At 57.8% G+C, this 20,771-nt stretch carries 19 protein-coding genes; 14 read left to right on the top strand and 5 right to left on the bottom strand.

Translation table 11 applies throughout. From position 1 onward, the window contains the following. Positions 1 to 167: 167 nt before the first annotated feature. Positions 168 to 1,334: a PLP-dependent aminotransferase family protein gene (locus QMX93_RS22760; protein WP_282358053.1), complete on the bottom strand. Its 1,167-nt coding sequence runs from the start codon at positions 1,332 to 1,334 to the stop codon at positions 168 to 170. 82 nt (positions 1,335 to 1,416) lie between these two features. On the opposite strand from QMX93_RS22760, the gene QMX93_RS22755 reads away from it, so the two are divergent. The 3 genes from QMX93_RS22755 (at position 1,417) to QMX93_RS22745 (ending at position 4,218) form a co-directional block, all read left to right on the top strand. Beyond that, a complete protein-coding gene (locus QMX93_RS22755) occupies positions 1,417 to 1,863 on the top strand; it encodes a MarR family transcriptional regulator (protein ID WP_282358052.1) in 447 nt (148 codons plus the stop codon). Positions 1,864 to 2,152: 289 nt separating this feature from the next. Next, positions 2,153 to 3,502 (top strand): NCS2 family permease, encoded by a 1,350-nt coding sequence (locus tag QMX93_RS22750; protein WP_159815647.1) that lies wholly within the window; start codon positions 2,153 to 2,155, stop codon positions 3,500 to 3,502. Positions 3,503 to 3,591: 89 nt separating this feature from the next. Beyond that, positions 3,592 to 4,218 (top strand): LysE family translocator, encoded by a 627-nt coding sequence (locus QMX93_RS22745; protein ID WP_008080903.1) that lies wholly within the window; start codon positions 3,592 to 3,594, stop codon positions 4,216 to 4,218. A 194-nt stretch (positions 4,219 to 4,412) separates the two neighbouring features. Here QMX93_RS22745 and uraH read toward each other — a convergent pair whose 3' ends face one another. Then, entirely contained in the window at positions 4,413 to 4,766 is a 354-nt protein-coding gene (gene uraH, locus QMX93_RS22740) for a hydroxyisourate hydrolase (protein WP_008031462.1), read from the bottom strand. A gap of 443 nt (positions 4,767 to 5,209) precedes the next feature. On the opposite strand from uraH, the gene puuE reads away from it, so the two are divergent. The 8 genes from puuE (at position 5,210) to QMX93_RS22700 (ending at position 13,487) form a co-directional block, all read left to right on the top strand. After that, positions 5,210 to 6,136, top strand: a complete 927-nt coding sequence (gene puuE, locus QMX93_RS22735) for an allantoinase PuuE (RefSeq protein ID WP_034151757.1) — start codon at positions 5,210 to 5,212, stop codon at positions 6,134 to 6,136. Next, entirely contained in the window at positions 6,133 to 6,648 is a 516-nt protein-coding gene (uraD, locus tag QMX93_RS22730) for a 2-oxo-4-hydroxy-4-carboxy-5-ureidoimidazoline decarboxylase (RefSeq protein WP_008080897.1), read from the top strand. The genes puuE and uraD overlap by 4 nt, the downstream gene beginning before the upstream one ends. A 90-nt stretch (positions 6,649 to 6,738) precedes the next feature. Further along, positions 6,739 to 7,734 (top strand): allantoicase, encoded by a 996-nt coding sequence (gene alc / locus QMX93_RS22725; protein WP_053118656.1) that lies wholly within the window; start codon positions 6,739 to 6,741, stop codon positions 7,732 to 7,734. 141 nt (positions 7,735 to 7,875) lie between these two features. Then, positions 7,876 to 8,379 carry an ureidoglycolate lyase gene (locus tag QMX93_RS22720; RefSeq protein WP_053118654.1) on the top strand — a complete coding sequence of 168 codons (504 nt, stop codon included), beginning with the start codon at positions 7,876 to 7,878 and terminating at the stop codon, positions 8,377 to 8,379. Between the two features lie 51 nt (positions 8,380 to 8,430). Continuing rightward, positions 8,431 to 9,738 (top strand): urate hydroxylase PuuD, encoded by a 1,308-nt coding sequence (locus QMX93_RS22715; RefSeq protein ID WP_282358050.1) that lies wholly within the window; start codon positions 8,431 to 8,433, stop codon positions 9,736 to 9,738. 279 nt (positions 9,739 to 10,017) lie between these two features. Beyond that, a complete protein-coding gene (locus tag QMX93_RS22710) occupies positions 10,018 to 11,376 on the top strand; it encodes a nucleobase:cation symporter-2 family protein (protein ID WP_053118650.1) in 1,359 nt (452 codons plus the stop codon). A 164-nt stretch (positions 11,377 to 11,540) separates the two neighbouring features. Then, positions 11,541 to 12,326, top strand: a complete 786-nt coding sequence (locus tag QMX93_RS22705; RefSeq protein ID WP_053118648.1) for an outer membrane protein OmpK — start codon at positions 11,541 to 11,543, stop codon at positions 12,324 to 12,326. Between the two features lie 375 nt (positions 12,327 to 12,701). Further along, entirely contained in the window at positions 12,702 to 13,487 is a 786-nt protein-coding gene (locus tag QMX93_RS22700) for an outer membrane protein OmpK (RefSeq protein WP_212551378.1), read from the top strand. Between the two features lie 64 nt (positions 13,488 to 13,551). Here QMX93_RS22700 and QMX93_RS22695 read toward each other — a convergent pair whose 3' ends face one another. The 3 genes from QMX93_RS22695 to QMX93_RS22685 all read right to left on the bottom strand — a co-directional run bounded on the left by QMX93_RS22695 (position 13,552) and on the right by QMX93_RS22685 (position 18,567). After that, positions 13,552 to 16,359 (bottom strand): RHS repeat-associated core domain-containing protein, encoded by a 2,808-nt coding sequence (locus QMX93_RS22695; RefSeq protein WP_282358049.1) that lies wholly within the window; start codon positions 16,357 to 16,359, stop codon positions 13,552 to 13,554. 70 nt (positions 16,360 to 16,429) lie between these two features. Further along, entirely contained in the window at positions 16,430 to 17,599 is a 1,170-nt protein-coding gene (locus QMX93_RS22690) for a patatin-like phospholipase family protein (RefSeq protein ID WP_282358048.1), read from the bottom strand. Positions 17,600 to 17,634: 35 nt separating this feature from the next. Next, positions 17,635 to 18,567, bottom strand: coding sequence for a lipid A biosynthesis lauroyl acyltransferase (locus QMX93_RS22685; RefSeq protein ID WP_053118640.1), 933 nt, complete (start codon positions 18,565 to 18,567; stop codon positions 17,635 to 17,637). A 117-nt stretch (positions 18,568 to 18,684) separates the two neighbouring features. On the opposite strand from QMX93_RS22685, the gene minC reads away from it, so the two are divergent. From minC to minE, 3 genes are all read left to right on the top strand, one after another. Beyond that, positions 18,685 to 19,422, top strand: a complete 738-nt coding sequence (gene minC / locus QMX93_RS22680) for a septum site-determining protein MinC (protein ID WP_053118637.1) — start codon at positions 18,685 to 18,687, stop codon at positions 19,420 to 19,422. 169 nt (positions 19,423 to 19,591) lie between these two features. Then, positions 19,592 to 20,404 carry a septum site-determining protein MinD gene (minD, locus tag QMX93_RS22675; RefSeq protein ID WP_007913953.1) on the top strand — a complete coding sequence of 271 codons (813 nt, stop codon included), beginning with the start codon at positions 19,592 to 19,594 and terminating at the stop codon, positions 20,402 to 20,404. Further along, positions 20,404 to 20,658: a cell division topological specificity factor MinE gene (gene minE / locus QMX93_RS22670; protein WP_003223146.1), complete on the top strand. Its 255-nt coding sequence runs from the start codon at positions 20,404 to 20,406 to the stop codon at positions 20,656 to 20,658. The genes minD and minE overlap by 1 nt, the downstream gene beginning before the upstream one ends. Positions 20,659 to 20,771: the final 113 nt, after the last annotated feature.

The following is a 20,771-nucleotide window of genomic DNA, read 5'->3' as shown; positions in this document are numbered from 1 at the left end:
GTCTGATATTTCTATGTTGGGCTGATGACCCTATCGCGAGCAGGCTCACTCCTATAGGGGAACGCATTCCAATTGTAGGAGTGAGCCTGCTCGCGAAGAGGCCCTCTCAGACACAGCAAATCCCAGACAAAAATAAACCGGCCCTTGAGCCGGTTTATTTGTTTTTATCACGCTGCTTTATTTATCTGCGCCTGCCGCACCACCGCAGCCAGCCGCTTCAACCCTTCATCCAGCCGCGCCGGATCAATATGGCTGAAATTCAAACGCAAATGCCCATGATGATTATCCGGCTCCGGGAAGAACGGCTCGCCCGGCATAAACGCCACATCATTGGCCAACGCTTCATTCAATAGCGTTCGCGTATCCAGCGGTTGCTTCAACGTCAGCCAGAAAAACAGCCCGCCCTGCGGCATGTTCCAATCCGCCAAATCGGCAAAATGCGTTTCCAGTGCCGATTGAAACGCATCGCGTCGCTGGCGATAGAACCCACGCAACGCACTCAAATGCTGCTGATATTTCTCTGTGCCGATCCATTGCAGCGCCTGCCATTGGCCTATGCGGTTGGTGTGCAGATCCGCCGATTGCTTGAGTTTAAGCAGGTGCGGAAACAGATCCGGGCTGGCGATCAAGTAGCCAACGCGCAAACCCGGCAGCAGGGTTTTCGACACGGTGCCGGTGTAGATCCAGCTGGATTTCTGCAAGCGTCCGGCAATCGGTTTGGCGCTGCCGCCGTCGAAGGTCAGTTCGCGGTAGGGCTCGTCTTCGATCAAGGTCACGCCGAATTCATCGAGCAATGCGGCGACTGCTGCGCGTTTGGCTTCGCTGTAGCGCACGGCTGATGGGTTCTGAAAAGTCGGGATCAGGTAAATGAACGCCGGGCGATGTTGTTCCAGACGATTACGCAAGTGCGCCAGGTTCGGGCCGTCGGACTCTTGCGGCACGGTCAGGCAATCGGCGCCGAACAGCTGGAAGATTTGCAGTGCGGCCAGATAGGTCGGCGCTTCGAGCAGAATCTCCGTGCCTTTGTCGATGTACAGCTTGGCCGCCAGATCGAGAGTTTGCTGGGAGCCGCTGACCACCAATACCTGACTCGCCTCGCATTCCAGACCGAGCGCCCTCGCCTCGGCTGCCAGTGCTTCGCGTAATGCCGGTTCGCCTTCGCTCATGCCGTATTGACCGAGCGCCAGCGGCATGTCCGCCCATTCGACTTTCGGCAGCATGGCTTCGGCGGGCAAACCTCCAGCAAACGACATCACCTCAGGACGCTGGGCGGCGGCAAGGATTTCACGGATCAAAGAACTTTTAAGGCGCGAGACACGTTCGGAAAAAGCCATGGAGGTCACCGGTAGCGAGGGTGGTTTAAAATGAGTCAAACTGGTTGACTGAAATTACGACAGCTTGAGCGAGTACGTCAACATGCTTGACCTTAAAAACCCAACGAGCCAGCAACAGGCGATGGAAGCGTTTTTCTTCGGCTATCAGGCGTTCACCGCCAAGGCTGACGAAATGCTCGAGCGCCGCGGGTTGTCGCGGGTGCATCAGCGCATTGTGTTTTTCATCGCGCGCTATCCGAATTTGAGCGTGAAGGAATTGCTTGGCTTGCTCGGCGTGAGCAAGCAGGCGCTGAACATGCCGTTGCGGCAGTTGCAGGAAATGTACCTGGTCGACAGCGTGGCGTCGGAGGCGGACAAGCGTAAACGGCTGCTGGAATTGACGGCGGAAGGTGCGAAGTTTGAGCAGGCGTTGCGGCGTGAGCAGGTGAAGTTGCTGGAGCGGGTGTTTGCCGAGGCTGGGGAGGCGGCGGTGAATGGGTGGTTGGCGGTGAATCTGGCGCTGGGGAACAGTCAGACAGTTCTCGATTGAATGGGCCGGCCTCTTCGCGAGCAAACTTTGCTCCTACGGTTTGAGTTGCCTTGCAGGAGCAAAGCTTGCTCGCGAAGGGGCCCTCAAAGGCGATATATCCCTATCAATGGAACTTTCGTAAACAAAACCAAAAACAATATTTGCTTTATTTGTACACAAAAGCATAATCCACAGCGTGCGAGTTCCTGACCGCATGGTCAACAAATTCGCAAGTGCCTCAAAGGGCCGCTGCCACCCCTCATGGGTCCGGCCCTGGAAATAACAATAAAACTCTTGAGGAGTACTCGCTGTGGAAAGCCGCAAATCCGAAGCATCGACGCTGGATCTCTCGCCGCCATTACGCACTGGCCTGCTGGAGCGCTTGTTCAAACTCAGCTTGCATGGCACCACGGTGAAGACCGAGCTGATTGCCGGTCTGACAACCTTCATCACCATGGCTTACATCATCTTCGTCAACCCGAACATCATGGCCGATGCCGGGATTGACCACGGTGCGGCGTTCGTCGCCACCTGTATCGCCGCCGCACTGGGCTGCCTGTTGATGGGCCTGTACGCCAACTGGCCAGTCGGCCTGGCGCCGGGCATGGGCCTCAACGCGTTCTTCACGTACACCGTGGTCGGCACCATGGGCTACAACTGGGAAACCGCGCTGGGTGCGGTGTTTGTTTCCGGTGTGTTGTTCATGATCCTGACCTTCTCGCGGATTCGTGAGTGGCTGCTCAACAGTATTCCGGTCAGCCTGCGCTTTGCGATGGGTGCCGGTGTGGGCTTGTTCCTCGGTCTGATCGGCCTGAAAACCGCTGGCATTGTTGTCGACAGCCCGGCAACCCTGATCAAGCTCGGTTCCCTGCGTGAACCTGGCCCGCTGCTCGCCGCCATCTGCTTCCTGATGATTGCGATCCTCAGCTACCACAAAATCTTCGGCGCGATCCTCATCAGCATCATCACCGTAACCCTCGCCGGTTGGGGTCTGGGCATCGTGCATTACGAAGGGATCATGTCGACGCCGCCAAGTCTGGCGCCGACCTTTATGGCGATGAACGTGGCCGGCGTGTTTAACGTCAGCATGATCAGCGTGGTGTTGGCCTTCCTCTTTGTACACATGTTCGACACCGCCGGTACGCTGATGGGCGTTGCTCAGCGCGCCAATCTGGTCGGCGCTGACGGTCGCATCGAAAACCTCTCCCGCGCGATGAAAGCCGACAGTGCTTCCAGCGTATTCGGTGCGGTGGTCGGCGTTCCGCCAGTAACAAGTTACGTGGAAAGTGCTGCCGGTGTGGCCGCTGGTGGTCGGACTGGTCTTACCGCAGTGACCGTAGGTGTGCTATTTATAGCGGCAATGTTTTTCGCACCGCTGGCCGGCATGATTCCCGCTTACGCCACCGCCGGTGCATTGATCTACGTAGCAATGCTGATGATGGGCGGCATGGCCCACATCGAGTGGGACGAAGCCACTGATGCCATCCCGGCAATCGTCACCGCCATCATGATGCCGCTGACCTTCTCGGTCGCCGACGGTATCGCACTGGGCTTCATCACCTATGTGGCGCTGAAGGCCGGTACCGGCAAGTACAAGGAAATCTCCGTGAGCCTGTGGGTGCTCTGCGCGATCTTCATCGCCAAGTTCATCTTCCTGTAAGCGCTACGCGGTTCAGGCTTCAAAACGGCCTCACCCTCACGGGTGGGGCTTTTGTGCATTTTTCAGTACAACAAAAAAGGAGGAAAGTGATGAGTCTGGAAACCTGGCTGCTGTTCAGCGGCGCTGCGTTGGTGGTGATCCTGATTCCGGGGCCACTGTCATTGCTGATGATCAGCAACAGTCTGAATTACGGTTTGCGCCGTTCTTACCCGGCGTTTTTGGGTGGCGTGATTGCGTCGATCTGTTTGCTCAGTGCTTCGGCTTTGGGGTTGGGCGCCCTGCTGTTGGCGTCGGAGCAGTTGTTCAGTGCGCTGAAAATCGTCGGTGCACTGTACCTGTTCTACCTCGCCTGGCAGAGCTGGCAGCAATCGCGTCAGCCGTCGGTAGGCGCGGAAGTGCCTCAGGCTGCACCGACTCCGCGCTTTCGCACCTTGTTCGGGCGCGCGTTTGTGCTGGGCGCGAGCAATCCGAAGGACATCCTGTTCTTCGCCGCGTTTCTGCCGCAGTTCCTCAGCGCGCAGCAGCCGTTCCTGCCGCAATTGCTGATCATGATTGCCACCTGGGTGGTGCTCGATCTGTGCTGCAAACTGGCTTACGGGCTGGGTGCGCATGGGGCGGCGCGGTATCTGCGCAGTGGCAAGGGGCAGAGCTGGTTTAACCGGATCAGTGCCGGGTTGTTCAGTGGCGCGGGTGCCGCGTCCCTGTTGAGCCGCTAACAGCAAAAGCTTCGCGAGCAAGCCCGCTCCCACATTTGGAATGCGTTCCACCTGTGGGAGCGGGCTTGCTCGCGAAGGCGTCAGACCAGACACCACTATTCTCAAGGACGAAAAAAAGCCCGCAGTGTGGGCGGGCGAAAGACCAAAGAAGCTATATGCGCAGTCGCTTCCCGGTGGGGGCAGCTGCTTGGGGGTCAGCTGCCCCGGTACGTGGAATAGCTGTACGGCGAAATCAGCAACGGAACATGGTAGTGATCCTGTTCGGCAGAGATGCCGAAGCGCAGCACAACCACGTCCAGAAAGGCCGGTTCCGGCAACTGAACACCACGGGCGCGGTAGTAATCGCCCGCGTGAAACTGAACCTGATAAACGCCGGTACGATAATCATCGCCTTGCAGCAGCGGTGCATCGACCCGGCCATCGCTGTTGGTAATCGCACTGGCGACCAATTCCAGTTGCGAACCTTCAACGCGGTACAGCTCGACCTTGATCGAACTGCCCGGGCAACCGTGTGCAGCGTCCAAAACGTGTGTTGTCAAACGTCCCATTGATTCTGCGCGCCTGCCTGCGTGGAAGCAGTCAGACTTCGCGCCTCCCGAAGTCAGTTGAAAAGGAGACCGCACCGATTCGGAGCACGAAAAGCTGCGGCGAGCGACTGATTAAGACACTTTTCAAAAAAATTGTACACAATAAAAACGACATTTTTCACATCACCCCCGCCATTCGGGCGTTTCCCCTTGATCTGCCAGCAACGCGCCTATTCATTGAACCTCCTATCCATAAGCTGACGGGTCAGGCAGGTTTCTTGCAGGCTCACGCCAATAGCAGTAAAAGATGACAGTCGGTGAAAAATGCGAAAATTCAGGCTTACAAATTGCGATTAAAGTTGTATACAATCAGCCCATCGCTGTGACGCCAGCCTGTTCACTCACCGCCAGGCCGCCACAAAATCCCGACTTTGAACAAGTCATGAATAAGAAGGAAGACTGCAGTGAGCGCTGACTACCCACGCGACCTGATCGGTTACGGCAGTAACCCTCCTCACCCACACTGGCCGGGCAATGCCCGCATCGCCCTGTCCTTCGTACTCAATTACGAAGAAGGCGGCGAGCGCAACATTCTGCACGGCGACAAAGAATCCGAAGCCTTCCTGTCTGAAATGGTTGCTGCTCAGCCGCTGCAAGGCGCGCGCAACATGAGCATGGAATCGCTTTACGAGTATGGCAGCCGTGCCGGCGTCTGGCGGATCCTGAAACTGTTCAAGGAATTCGACATTCCGTTGACCATCTTCGCCGTGGCCATGGCCGCTCAGCGCCACCCGGATGTGATCCGCGCGATGGTCGATGCCGGCCACGAGATCTGCAGCCACGGCTATCGCTGGATCGACTATCAGTACATGGACGAAGCGCAGGAACGCGAGCACATGCTCGAAGCGATCCGCATCCTCACCGAAATCACCGGCGAGCGCCCACTGGGCTGGTACACCGGCCGCACTGGCCCGAACACCCGTCGTCTGGTGATGGAAGAAGGTGGTTTCCTCTACGACTGCGACACCTACGACGATGACCTGCCCTACTGGGAACCGAACAACCCGACCGGCAAGCCGCATCTGGTGATCCCGTACACCCTCGACACCAACGACATGCGCTTCACGCAAGTGCAGGGTTTCAACAAGGGTGACGACTTCTTCGAATACCTTAAAGACGCGTTCGACGTGCTCTACGCCGAAGGCGCTGAAGCACCGAAAATGCTCTCGATCGGTCTGCACTGCCGCTTGATCGGCCGTCCGGGTCGCATCGCCTCGCTCAAACGCTTTATCGAATACGCCAAAAGTCATGAACAGGTGTGGTTCAGCCGTCGCGTCGACATCGCGCGTCACTGGCACGAAACCCAGCCGTACCAAGGGGCCGCCAAATGAGCCGCTTTCAAACCCTGCAACCGTCGACCCTGAGCCGCGACGCTTTCGTCAAAGCTTTCGCCGACATCTACGAACATTCGCCATGGGTGGCCGAGAAGGCCTACGACCTGGGCGTGGACGCTTCGATCGACGAGATCGAAACCCTGCACCAGCGCATGAGCGACATCCTGTTGAGCGCCGATCACGCCAGTCAGCTGGCCCTGATCAACGCTCACCCGGACCTGGCCGGCAAAGCTGCCGTCCAGGGCCAACTGACCGAAGCCAGCACCAATGAACAAGCTGGCGCCGGTATTCACCAATGCACGGCCGAAGAGTTCCAGCGCTTCACCGAGCTGAACGACGCCTACAAAGCCAAGTTCAAGTTTCCCTTCATCATGGCGGTAAAAGGCAGCAACCGGCATCAGATCCTCGCGGCGTTCGAAACGCGCATTCACAACTCGCAAGACACCGAGTTCAAGTGCGCGCTGGCGGAGATCAACAAGATTGCCCTGTTCCGTTTACTGACCCTATAGCGAGCCTGGCCCGAGAAACCTCTAGAACGCTTGTGTTTCCCAGGGCCCTGCAAGCATCCCCAGCCACTTATTTAAAGGCAGACAAGAAGAATGAAAGCTTACGCCGTACCTTTCGAGAAGTTCGTCAACCTGGCCGATGCCCGTCTGGGCACCAAAATCATCTCGGTCACCGATGACTGGTTCGCAGACGCCAATCGTCTGTTCCAACCGACCCCGGCCGTATGGAAGGAGGGCGTGTTCGATGACAACGGCAAGTGGATGGACGGCTGGGAATCGCGCCGCAAGCGCTTTGAAGGCTTCGACAGCGCAGTGATCCGTCTGGGCGTACCGGGCTCGATCAAAGGCGTGGACATCGACACTTCATTCTTCACCGGCAACTTCCCGCCATCGGCCTCGCTGGAAGCGTGCTTCCTGGCCTCGGGCGAGCCTGATGACAACACTCAGTGGACTGAAGTGCTGTCGGCCGTCGAGCTGCAGGGCAACAGCCACCACTACCACGAAATCAGCAACGACCAAGCGTTCAGCCACCTGCGCTTCAACATCTACCCGGACGGCGGTGTTGCCCGTCTGCGCGTGTACGGTGTGCCGCATCGCGACTGGTCGGCCGTTGGCGACAACGAGCAAGTCGATCTGGCAGCAGCCCTCAACGGTGGCCGCGCCCTCGCCTGCTCCGACGAACACTTCGGCCGCATGAGCAACATCCTCAACCCGGGCCGTGGCATCAACATGGGCGACGGCTGGGAAACTGCACGTCGTCGTACGCCGGGCAATGACTGGGTCATCGTCGCGCTGGGTCACCCGGGCGAGATCGAGAAGATCGTCGTCGACACCCTGCACTTCAAAGGCAACTACCCGGACACCTGCTCGATCCAGGGCGCGTTCGTGAAAGGTGGTACTGACAGCCAGATCGAAACCCAGTCGCTGTTCTGGCGCGATCTGCTGCCAAGCCAGAAGCTGGAAATGCACGCCGAGCACACCTTCGTCGAGCAAATCAAAGCACTGGGCCCGATTACCCACATCCGCCTGAACGTGTTCCCGGACGGTGGTGTGAGCCGCCTGCGTGTACTGGGCAAGGTCGCTAAATAACACCGCAATGATCGTTCCCACGCTCTGCGTGGGAACGCATCACTGGACGCTCTGCGTCCGTTTTGGATGTGACGCGGAGCGTCACGGGCTGCATTCCCACGCGGAGCGTGGGAACGATCACTCAACGAAAAGAAGAACAGCATGCGCACACTAACGATTGAACCGCTGACCAAAGAAGCCTTCGCCCCTTTCGGTGACGTGATCGAAACCGACGGCAGCGATCACTTCATGATCAACAACGGTTCGACCATGCGCTTCCACAAACTGGCGACGGTCGAAACCGCTCAGCCTGAGGACAACGCGATCATCAGCATCTTCCGCGCCGACGCGCAGGACATGCCGCTGACCGTTTGCATGCTGGAACGCCATCCGCTGGGCAGCCAGGCTTTCATTCCGCTGCTCGGCAACCCCTTTCTGATCGTGGTCGCGCCAGTTGGCGATGAACCTGTATCAGGCTTGGTCCGCGCCTTCGTCACCAACGGCAGGCAGGGCATTAATTACCATCGCGGCGTTTGGCACCATCCGGTGCTGACGATCGAAAAGCGGGATGACTTCCTGGTGGTTGATCGCAGTGGCACAGGCAATAACTGCGATGAGCATTTTTTCAAAGAGGAAGAGCGTCTGTTCCTCGCCCCCCACCAATAAGAGAAGGTCTGATCACTCGACAACAAGAGTGACAGGCGAGAGGTAAAGACTGTGGAAGCACATCTGTTGGAATGGCTGAACCTGAGCGTGCGCTGGGTTCACATGATTACTGGCGTGGCCTGGATCGGCGCGTCGTTCTACTTCGTCTGGCTGGAGAACAACCTCAACCGCGTCAACCCGAAAACCGGTCTGGCCGGTGACCTGTGGGCGATCCACGGTGGCGGTATCTATCACCTCGAAAAATACAAACTGGCCCCGCCGGCAATGCCGGAGAACCTGCACTGGTTCAAATGGGAAGCCTACTTCACCTGGATGTCGGGTATCGCGCTGCTGTGCGTGGTGTTCTACTCCAATCCAACGCTCTACCTGCTGGCTCCGGGCAGCACACTGAGCGGCCCTGAAGGCGTGGCCATCGGTATCGGCTCGCTGTTCCTCGGCTGGTTCATCTACTCCTTCCTGTGCGACTCGGCCTTGGGCAAACGCCCTGCTCTGCTCGGCTTCATACTGTTCGTGCTGATCATCGGCGCGGCGTATGGCTTCAGCAAAGTGTTCAGCGGTCGTGGTGCGTACCTGCACGTCGGCGCGATCATCGGCACCATCATGGTCGGTAACGTGTTCCGCATCATCATGCCGGCGCAACGCGCACTGGTGGCGGCGATTGCCGAAAACCGCACGCCGGACCCGGCACTGCCGGCCAAAGGCTTGCTGCGTTCGCGTCACAACAACTACTTCACCCTGCCGGTGCTGTTCATCATGATCAGCAACCACTTCCCGAGCACCTATGGCAGCCAGTACAACTGGTTGATCCTGGCCGGGATCGCGGTGTTGGCCGTGTTGGTTCGTCACTACTTCAACACCCGTCACGACAGCCACAAGTTTGCCTGGACTCTGCCGGTTGCAGCGGTAGGCATGATCACGCTGGCGTACGTCACCGGCCCAACGCCGATGTCGACCGCTCCGGAAGTGGCCAAGGCTCCAGCAAAAATCGAGTACCAATCGCTGCCGGAAACGGCTTTGGGTGGTGGCGCGAAACCGGCTGAAGCGGCACCGGCAGCCCCTGCCGAACCTGCTGCACCGGCACAAGCCTCCAACGCCGGCCCTGGCTTTGACAAAGTGCACAGCGTGATTCAAGAACGCTGCGCGGTTTGCCACTCGGCCAAGCCGACCAGTCCGTTGTTCAGCGCAGCGCCAGCGGGTGTGATGTTCGACACCCCTGAGCAGATCCGCCAGAACGCGGCGCGGATTCAGGCACAAGCGGTCACCAGTCAGATCATGCCACTGGGCAACATCACACAGATGACCCAGCAGGAACGTGACCTGATCGGCGCCTGGATTGTGCAGGGAGCCCAGACCAACTAAGCCACACAAAAGCCTGCTAACAGCAGGCTTTTGAGGTGAAGGGATTTACCTGTGGCGAGGGGATTTATCCCCGATCGGCGGCGCAGCCGTCGCAGACCCTGCAATTGCCATCTGCCTGATGTATTGCGATTGCAGGTTTTGGGGCTACTTCGTAGCCCATCGGGGATAAATCCCCTCGCCACAAAATTCCTCTACCCACACATACGAATGATGCAAAGGACAGCTGCGAGCAACCCGGCAGCTGTTCAATCACAAGAATAAAAAGATCTGAGGTGTTGCATGTCCGAGCTGTCCAAAGCGCGCATCCCCGACGCACCCGCCATTCAGCGATTGCCCCTTTTGCAACTGATCCTGGTCGGTTTGCAACATGTTCTGCTGATGTACGGTGGTGCCATCGCGGTGCCGCTGATCATTGGACAGGCCGCTGGCCTGAGTCGTGAAGAAATTGCCTTCCTGATCAACGCCGACCTGCTGGTCGCCGGTGTCGCCACCATCGTCCAGTCCATGGGCATCGGCCCGATGGGCATTCGCATGCCGGTGATGATGGGCGCCAGTTTTGCCGCTGTCGGCAGCATGGTCGCCATGGCCGGCATGCCCGGAATCGGCCTGCAAGGCATCTTCGGCGCAACGATCGCCGCCGGTTTCTTCGGCATGATCATCGCCCCATTCATGTCCAAGGTCGTACGCTTCTTCCCGCCTCTGGTGACCGGCACGGTCATCACCTCGATCGGTTTGTCGCTGTTCCCCGTCGCCGTGAATTGGGCGGGCGGCGGTGCAGGCGCTACGCAATTCGGTTCACCGATTTATCTGGCCATCGCCGCCCTGGTGTTGGGCACCATTCTGCTGGTGCACCGCTTCATGCGCGGTTTCTGGGTCAACATTTCCGTACTGATCGGCATGTGCTTCGGCTACATCCTGTGCGGCGTGATCGGCATGGTCGACCTCAGCGGCATGGCCAACGCGCCATGGATTCAGTTCGTTACCCCGCTGCATTTCGGCATGCCGAAATTCGAACTCGCGCCGATCCTGTCAATGTGTCTGGTGGTGGTGATCATCTTCGTGGAATCCACCGGGATGTTCCTCGCGCTGGGCAAGATCACCGGCCAGGAAGTCTGCCCACGGATGCTGCGTCGCGGCTTGCTGTGTGATGCCGGCGCCTCGTTTGTCGCCGGGTTCTTCAACACCTTCACCCACTCCTCGTTCGCGCAAAACATCGGCCTGGTGCAGATGACCGGCGTGCGCTGCCGCTCGGTGACCATCGTTGCCGGTGGCTTGCTGATCGTGCTGAGCCTGCTGCCGAAAGCCGCGTTCCTGGTGGCATCGATTCCACCGGCAGTACTCGGCGGCGCAGCGATTGCAATGTTCGGCATGGTCGCCGCGACCGGCATCAAGATTCTGCAAGAAGCCGACATCGGTGACCGTCGCAACCAGTTGCTGGTCGCGGTGAGCATCGGCATGGGCCTGATCCCGGTGGTGCGCCCTGAGTTCTTCGCGCACCTGCCGCTGTGGATGAGCCCGATTACCCACAGCGGCATCGCCATGGCAACGCTCAGCGCGCTGACGCTGAACCTGCTGTTCAACATTCTCGGCGGCAAAGAGCGCGCGGCCATCAACGACTGCCACGCACACCAGCACTAAAGCAACACCGAAGTACTCCTGTAGGAGCAGAGCTTGCTCGCGAAGAGGCCAGGTCAGCCACCATCAATGTTGAATGACCCACCGCTTTCGCGAGCAAGCTCTGCTCCTACAAGGGCAAGCAACAGCTCTGCGCCTCAAACAATAAAAACAAGAGGGAGCAACAGATGATTCGTACACAGACAAACATGCTGTTGGGTGGTGGCCTGCTGGCCGCGAGTCAAGCCATGGCTGGCGATTTACTGCTGTGGCAAACCAATAGCCTCAGCTACCTGTACGGCAAGAATTTCGCGATCAACCCGTCGATTCAGCAGACGGTCACGTTCGAGCACGCCGACAAGTGGAAATACGGCGACAACTTTCTCTTCGTCGACAAAATCTTCTACAACGGCGAAGAAGACCGCAACAAAGGCCCGCACACCTTCTACGGCGAATTCACCCCACGCTTCTCGTTCGGCAAGATCTTCGACCAGAAGATCGAATTCGGCCCGATCAAAGACGTGCTGCTGGCGATGACCTACGAGTACGGCGAAGGTGAAAGCGAGGCCTACCTGATCGGCCCGGGCTTCGACCTCAAGGTGCCCGGCTTCAACTACGTCACCCTCAACATCTTCCGCCGCCAGACCGAAGGCCCGCGCCCCGGCGACGGCGTGTGGCAGATCACCCCCGGCTGGTCTTACAGCATTCCCGTGGGCAATTCCGACGTGCTGATCGATGGCTATCTGGATTGGGTGGTCGACAACGACGAGAACTCGCGCGGCACTTACCACGCCAACCTGCACATCAATCCGCAGATCAAATATGACCTCGGCAAAGCCCTGGGCTGGAGTCAGAAGCAGTTGTACGTCGGCACCGAATACAGCTACTGGAAGAACAAATACGGCGTCGAAAGCAGCCACAACCTCGACACCAATCAGAACACCGCCAGCCTGCTGGTGAAGGTGCATTTTTAAGATGACCCGCAACCGTGCCCCATACCTGTCGTCGGTGCTCTGTTGCGGGGCACTTGAGAGCTGGCCGAGGAGTCAGTATTCTCCGCGGCCTCATGAATTCGGTCTAAAAAAAAGCCCGGATTTAATTCCTGACCGACGGGCCAACTTATCCCGGCCCCGGCCAGTACCGAGGCATCCCGAAAACACGCTCAATCGACTGTTTTGCAGCAGCCGACGGGCGTTTTTTTTGCTTTTCGAAAAGCCTTGGCCCAGCTCTTGCTAACACCAGCAAAGCTGACCGATTGGATGACTTTTGCAGTAACGAAAAAAGGCGCCACACCAGAGCGCCGATCTTAAAAAAAATAAACGTGGAACACCTACTTTGGGAGCAACCGAATGAAACGTACGTGCACCAGCCTGATGCTTGCGGGATCGATGTTGGCCGGCGGCCAGGCCATGGCCGATGGCCTGCTGCAATGGCAGAACAACAGCCTGACCTACCTCTACGGTAAGGACTTCAAGGTCAACCCTGCGATCCAGCAGACCGTCACCTTCGAGCACGCCGATGCGTGGAAGTATGGGGACAACTTCCTGTTCGTCGACAAGATCTTCTACAACGGTGACAAGGACTTCAACAACGGCCCGAACACCTACTACGGCGAGTTCCAGCCACGCATCTCGCTGGGCAAGGTACTCGACCAGAAGATCGAATTCGGCCCGATCAAAGACGTCCTGCTGGCGATGACCTACGAGTTCGGCGAGGGTGACACCGAGTCCTACCTGATCGGTCCAGGTTTCGACCTGGCCATCCCGGGCTTCGACTACTTCCAGCTGAACTTCTACCAGCGCCACACCGAAGGCTCGCGCCCGGGTGACAACGTCTGGCAGATCACCCCGGTCTGGTCCTACACCATTCCGGTCGGCGACTCGAACGTGCTGATCGACGGTTACATGGACTGGGTCGTCGACAACGACGAAAACAACCGTGGCGAATACCACGCCAACCTGCACTTCAACCCACAAGTCAAATACGACCTGGGCAAGGCGCTGAATTTCGGCGAGAAGCAGCTGTACGTTGGTGTTGAGTACGACTACTGGAAAGACAAGTACGGGATCGACGACACCCGTGCGTTCACCACCAATCAGAACGTGACCAGCTTCCTGGTGAAGTTCCACTTCTGATGCGGCTCATTGCATGCGGGCTTTTTCAGTACATTAAGGAAAAAGCCCGCTTGCAATTCCGATCCTAAGCAGGTGCCTTTGAAGGGTACGACTGTGTCTTTTGCTCCCTCATCTCTCGCGGATAAGGCGGTGGTGGCAGCTTCGCCGCCCCCACTAGATGAGACCAGGTTTTAACAAAATAACTTATTGCTCCTGCATCTCGAAGAAGAATATTCGTCCTTGTTGCCGCTTCTAACGTCCCACTTTTACCAATATCAAGAACCTTATTTAGCCCCAAAAGATTTTTTATCTCCAAATAGCTCAACTGCTTCTTTAATCCTGAAGCCAGCATGGAATCAAATTTACCATTTTGCATCGCCACTCCGAAATAGAAAGTAGCCTCTGGTGCGATCATTGGATACCCTCTTGCAAGGGGCACAACCTCATGACCACCAACACTAACTGCTGCGGCATGGATAAAAGCCACATCTAGTGTATCTTTGCTGTTGAGCTCTCTTTTTGAAATGACCAGACGTTCATAAGGATCTTTCGGTACAACACGCACACCTGAATAAAGCCTTTCGTCACCACGTCCCTTATCTTTCGCCTCGCCGATATAGGGCCGCTGAACCAACAACACCGCCTCAGGGCCTTCGTAGTAATTCGCCAAGACCGCTTTCACCCTCTCTAACTCGTTTACTAACCTGTTAAGATCCACCTTACTACCGAACGTATTTTTAACATATTCCAATGCTAGAATATCTGCTTTCACGGCCCCATCTTTTGATCCTAACGAAGAGATCGCCATGTCAACTTCCGCCATTGCTAAAGCCAACCCTCCAATCACCGTATTTGTTATATTTTCCCCCATCACCCCGGACTGCTCGCTTAAATAACCTATCGGCTTATATCTAGAGTTAAACGTATCTTCTTCCCAAAACAATCCTTGACCGTCACCACGGATAACAGGCTCATTCCCACAAAACAAAAACACATTCAAACCATTCACGTCCCCTGCGGGATCCGTGCTCACCCATCGCTGTAACCAAGGCGCGTAATAGCGATAACCATAGTAATAAAGCCCCGTCAAATCCCTCTCTTTTCCCGAATAACGAATTGTTTTGTACTTCGCCTGAACCTCGCTACCCCCCGCCCACAGCGCCGTGCCGCCATACGCGTAATAAACCTCCCGACTCAGGACGCTGCCCCACTCATCCAATTCCAGAGTGCATGAGTTCAAATGATTGCTCAGGGAAAAACGCAATTGATCATTGCGCACATCCGCAGGTTTTCCGGTTTCCCAGTGCAAGGCGCGAACCTGGCTGTGCCCGGCATCAACACTGATGACATGCCGCTCTTCTCCGGTGGCGGTATCACGATGGATTTCCAGCCCCGACAAGTAGCGAACTTCAGTACTTAAAGTGCGACTGGCAGCTTGCGTAACGCCAACCTTGCGCAAGCGATGGCCGGGGCGCTCATAACAGTAATGTTCGGCATCGCCTGAACCGTCAGGACGATTGACCATCGTCACCCCACTCAACTGGTTGCGAACATCCCACGTCATCTGTTGACCGCGTAAAAGCTCCAGTTGATTGCCGTTCGCATCGAAGCCATCTGCCAGACTCGCTTTATCGGCAACGCTGCGATTGCTCTGCAACGACGTAAACATCTCGAAAGTTTCTGCATCGCTGTGGTGGCGCCTTTTCAGGTTGCCGGCCGCGTCGTAATCGAATGTCTGGACGTAATTGCGTAACTGATTGGGATCCAGTGGCGTAGTTTGCCAGCCGGGTAATGCAGGGCCATGGCTGGGTTGGCTGACTTCACTGCCCGTGGCCTCGACCAGTTGGTAAAGGCTGTCATGAACATAACGGTTAACCGGATCAATGCGCTGATTCTTGAAGTAACGCGTCGGCTGCGCAAGGTCTTGAAGCGTTACGATGTTGCCGACAGGATCGTACTCATAGTTGAAATCCTGCAGCACACCGCCCTCGCCATTGCGGGACTGCATTTGCAGCAAACGTCCGTCTTCAATGGCGTAGTGGGCAGTGCTCACTACGTCATTGCCAGTCTGCTCACTGATGCGGTTACCCGTAGCGTCGTAATGTATATCGTTGACCAGCAAACGCGGAGGTTCCAAGGAGCCAGCGAGTTTGAGTCGGGCGGCGCTTAGTTGCCCCGCCCGGTCGAACTCAAAGAATCTGACATTGCCCGCGGCATCCGTCTGGCAGCGCACTTCTGCCAAAGGACCATACGTCTGCGTTGACTTGAAAACCTCGTCCTCCAATAGGGCTGACACGGATTCGCACGACCAGTCAGGCAACTCGAGATCACGCAGAAACCGCGTCTGCTCCGATAACAGCAAACCACTCACGCCGTATTCGTCGAGGCTGCGACTGCCTGCCGGATGATCATGCCGCAAGAGTTGGCCGCACTGGTTATGCTCGGCAAACGCGTAAGAGCCATCGCCATAATCAAAACGGTCGCAAACCTTCGGTGAATCCTGCGCCAGATGCTCCGAAACAATCGTCGGCCGCTGCAGATGATCGTATTCGGTGTGCCGTTGACTCCCACGGCCGTCCCAGAAAGAGCGAGCCATACCGGCCTGATCCGTCAGAGTCAGTTGCCAGCCTGCATCAACGCTGTCCACCAATAGGGGCTGGTTTTGCAGATTGTAGGTCGTCGCGAGGTTCGGTTTCGCTGCGCCCCCCCACAATCGAGGATCCCATGACGCTATCTGCCGGCCGGCAGCATCAAAATGATTGCGGGTAATGCGAGGTTCAATGGAAGGATTTTTCGGGTGTCGACAATAGGCAACGCTTCGCACGGCCAGCCCGCGTGAGTCCAAGACAGAGAGTGCCGGCGTGTGAGTATCCGTCCATTGTTGACTGTCCATCGCTCCCCCCCTGTCCATGGGATAAAGCTAAGGACATAACCATCAGCCGTCTACTGTCATACCTGACAGGTCAAAGGGCTTCAGGCTGCCGAATTCCGAGAAATCGGCACAACTCCTCACGCTTGGCCAACGCATCCCTTCGCCCCAAATCAATCAACTCGCTGCAATACCCCGCCTCGAACAACAGATAACTCAACACCCCTGCCCCGCTCGTTTTCGTCGCCCCTGGGCCACGCAAAAACAAGCGCAACGCCGCCGGCAATTCCTGACGATGCCGCGCCGCAATCTCATCGATCGGCTGACTCGGTGAAATCACCAACACCTCCACCGGCGCCACGCCCAACTCGCGTGTCGGCGTGCCGGCGGGCATCAGATGACTGAACTGGTTGAGCCGCTGCAGCAACTCAATGTCGCTTTCCAGGCTGTCAATGAACGTGCTGTTGAGCATGTGCCCGCCGATCTGCGCGAGTGTCGGCTGTTGCCCGGTGTAAGTGCGTTCCAGCGGCTGCTGCGGATCAAAGCCACGCGGGTTGCCGCTGACGCCGACCACCAACACGCGACTGGCACCCAAGTGCAGCGCCGGACTGATCGGCGCCGATTGCCGCACCGCGCCGTCGCCGAAATACTCATCACCGATTTTTACCGGCGCGAACAACAACGGAATCGCCGAACTCGCGAGCAAGTGATCGACCGACAGTTGCGTCGGCACACCGATGCGCCGATGGCGCAGCCAAGAATCAATCGTGCCGCCGCCCTGATAGAACGTCACCGCCTGCCCCGATTCGTAGCCGAACGCCGTCACCGCCACCGCATGCAATTGCTTGCGCGCGATGGATTCGGCGATGCCGGGCAGGTGCAGTTTTTCATTGAGCAGGTCGCGCAGCGGCGAACTGTTGAGCAGCGCTACCGGCAGATGCCGACCGAGGCCAAGCAGGCTGTGGCTGACAAAACGGCTGGCCTGACGGATCACCCCGGGCCAGTCACTGCGCAGCACGCGATGGCTGCGAAAGCCTTGCCAGAACAGCGTCAGCCGTTCGATCGCCGCGCGGAAATCGCTGGCGCCGCTGGCGAGGCTGACCGCGTTGATCGCGCCGGCCGAGGTGCCGACGATCACCGGGAACGGATTGTCCGCGCCCACCGGCAACAATTCGGCAATCGCCGCCAGCACGCCCACTTGATAAGCCGCCCGAGCCCCGCCGCCGGAAAGAATCAAACCTGTGACCGGTTCCGCTGGGCTCATCGCAACACTCCGTGGTGCTTAGGGGATGGGGTGAATCAACCGCGTTTGGCGTACAACTTCGGCTCGCCCGGTGGCCGGCTCTTGAAGCGACGATGCGCCCACAAGTATTGCTCCGGGCAATCGCGCAACACGCCTTCGACCCATTGGTTGATGCGCAGGCAATCGGCTTCTTCGGTCTCGCCCGGGAAATCTTCCAGCGGCGGATGCACCACCAGCCGATACCCGCTGCCGTCCGCCAGACGCTCCTGAGTGAACGGCACTACCAGCGCCTTACCCAGCCGCGCAAATTTGGTCGTCGCCGTCACCGTCGCTGCCTGAATGCCGAACAGCGGCACGAAGATACTTTGCTTGGCGCCGTAGTCCTGATCCGGCGCGTACCAGATCGCCCGACCGGAACGCAGCAGCTTGAGCATGCCGCGCACGTCGTCGCGCTCCACCGCCAGCGAATCGAGGTTGTGCCGCTCACGGCCCTGACGCTGGATGAAGTCGAACAACGGATTTTTGTGCTCGCGGTACATGCCGTCGATGGTGTGCTGTTGGCCGAGCAGCGCCGCGCCGATCTCCAGGGTGGTGAAATGCACCGCCATCAGGATCACGCCTTTGCCTTCGCGCTGGGCTTTCTGCAAATGCTCCAGCCCTTCGACGTGGGCGAGTTTGGCCAGACGCTCACGCGACCACCACCAGCTCATCGCCATTTCAAAAAAAGCGATGCCGGTCGAGGCGAAATTTTCCTTGAGCAGGCGTTTGCGCTCCGCCGCGGATTTTTCCGGGAAGCACAGTTCCAGATTACGCTTGGCAATGCGCCGCCGGTCGCCGGCGAAGCGATACATCAACGCACCCAAAAATCGACCGATGGTCAGCAACGCCGGATACGGCAGCTGCACGATCAGCCACAAAAGCCCCAAGCCGCACCAGAGCGGCCAGAAGCGTGGAGCAAGAAATGCTTTTCGAAAACGCGGGCGATCCATTAAAGCTTCCGTAAATACAGTGGCCGCGCATTCTACATCGTTCGACCCGGCTTGCGGCCTGCGGGCGTTCTCGTTATAAGTCTCGGCACTTTTAGTGACAAGCCGTTGTATGCCGACATGAGCAAAACCGAACCGTTAAACCAAGATCCCGTGTTCCAGCTAAAGGGCAGCATGCTGGCCATTACCGTGCTGGAACTGGCCCGTAACGACCTCGACAGCCTCGATCGGCAATTGGCCGCCAAAGTTGCGCAGGCGCCGAATTTCTTCAGCAACGCGCCGCTGGTTCTGGCCCTGGACAAACTGCCGCCGAGCGAAGGCGCGGTCGACCTGCCAGGTTTGATGCGCGTGTGCCGCCAACATGGCCTGCGCACCCTGGCGATTCGCGCCAGCCGCATCGAAGACATCGCCGCCGCCATCGCCATCGACATTCCGGTGCTGCCGCCGTCCGGTGCCCGTGAACGGCCACTGGAGATGCCCGAAGCCGAAGTCAAAAAGAAGCCGGAAAAGCCGCCAGAACCGACCGTCAAACAGACCCGCGTCATCACCACGCCAGTACGTGGTGGCCAACAGATATACGCGCAGGGTGGCGATTTGGTCGTGGTCTCCTCGGTCAGTCCGGGGGCGGAACTTCTTGCCGATGGCAACATCCATGTATACGGCCCGATGCGTGGCCGTGCGCTGGCCGGCGTGAAGGGTGACACCAAGGCACGGATTTTCTGTCAGCAATTGAGCGCTGAACTGATCTCCATCGCCGGTCATTACAAGGTTTCCGAGGATTTGCGCCGCGATCCAATGTGGGGCTCGGGCGTACAGGTCAGCCTGTCGGGCGACGTGTTGAACATCATTCGGCTTTAACGGATACTGCCGCATTTTCCAAGCATCTCTAAAACGTAGCGAAAACGGCTCAAACGAAGTAGGAAAAAGGCCTAAAGCCAAATTCCAGCCAAGGCTGTCCGACTGCAGTAGTTTTCAAGAGATGTTTTTCAGGGGCTAAAAAGTCCTTCTTCCTTAGGGGTGAAACACCTTGGCCAAGATTCTCGTGGTTACATCCGGCAAGGGTGGTGTGGGTAAGACCACCACCAGCGCCGCTATCGGTACCGGCCTCGCTCTGCGCGGCCACAAAACAGTGATCGTCGACTTCGACGTGGGCCTGCGTAACCTTGACTTGATCATGGGTTGCGAGCGCCGCGTGGTGTATGACTTCGTCAACGTGGTCAACGGCGAAGCCAACCTGCAACAGGCGCTGATCAAAGACAAGCGCCTGGAAAACCTCTACGTGCTGGCCGCCAGCCAGACCCGCGACAAAGACGCGCTGACCGTCGAAGGCGTGGAAAAAGTCCTGATGGAGCTCAAGGAACAATTTGAGTTCGTCGTCTGCGACTCCCCGGCGGGCATCGAAAAAGGCGCACACCTGGCCATGTACTTCGCTGATGAAGCGATCGTCGTGACCAACCCGGAAGTGTCCTCGGTACGAGATTCGGACCGCATGCTCGGCCTGCTGGCGAGCAAATCGCGTCGCGCCGAACGTGGCGAAGACCCGATCAAGGAACACCTGCTGATCACTCGCTACCATCCAGAGCGTGTGGAAAAGGGCGAGATGCTTGGCGTTGAAGACGTCAAGGAAATCCTCTCGGTCACCCTGCTCGGCGTGATCCCGGAATCCCAGGCGGTGCTCAAGGCATCCAACCAGGGCGTACCGGTGATTCTCGACGACCAGAGCGATGCCGGTCAGGCTTACAGCGATACCGTCGACCGTTTGCTGGGCAAAGAAAAAGCCCACCGTTTCCTCGATGTCGAGAAGAAGGGATTCTTCGAGCGCCTGTTTGGAGGTAGGTAATGAACCTTTTTGACTTCTTTCGTGCCAACAAAAAGCCAAGTACCGCCTCGGTAGCGAAAGAGCGTCTACAGATCATCGTGGCGCATGAGCGCGGCCAGCGCAGCACGCCGGATTACTTGCCAGCCTTGCAGAAGGAACTGGTCGACGTGATCCGCAAGTACGTCAACATCGGTAACGACGACGTACATGTTGCACTGGAAAGCCAGGGCAGTTGCTCGATTCTGGAACTCAACATCACCCTGCCCGATCGCTGAGTCGATTGGGTAGTCGCTACGGCGGCTCGGGCTGTTGATGCTCGTGTAGGCGCTGCCGAAGGCTGCGATCTTTTGATTTTGTTTTTGACAATCAAAAGATCGCAGCCTTCGGC

The sequence above is a fragment of the Pseudomonas sp. PS01303 genome (genome assembly GCF_029959385.1).
GTDB lineage: Bacteria > Pseudomonadota > Gammaproteobacteria > Pseudomonadales > Pseudomonadaceae > Aquipseudomonas > Aquipseudomonas rustica.
This window is presented reverse-complemented; position numbering and strand designations above follow the sequence as displayed.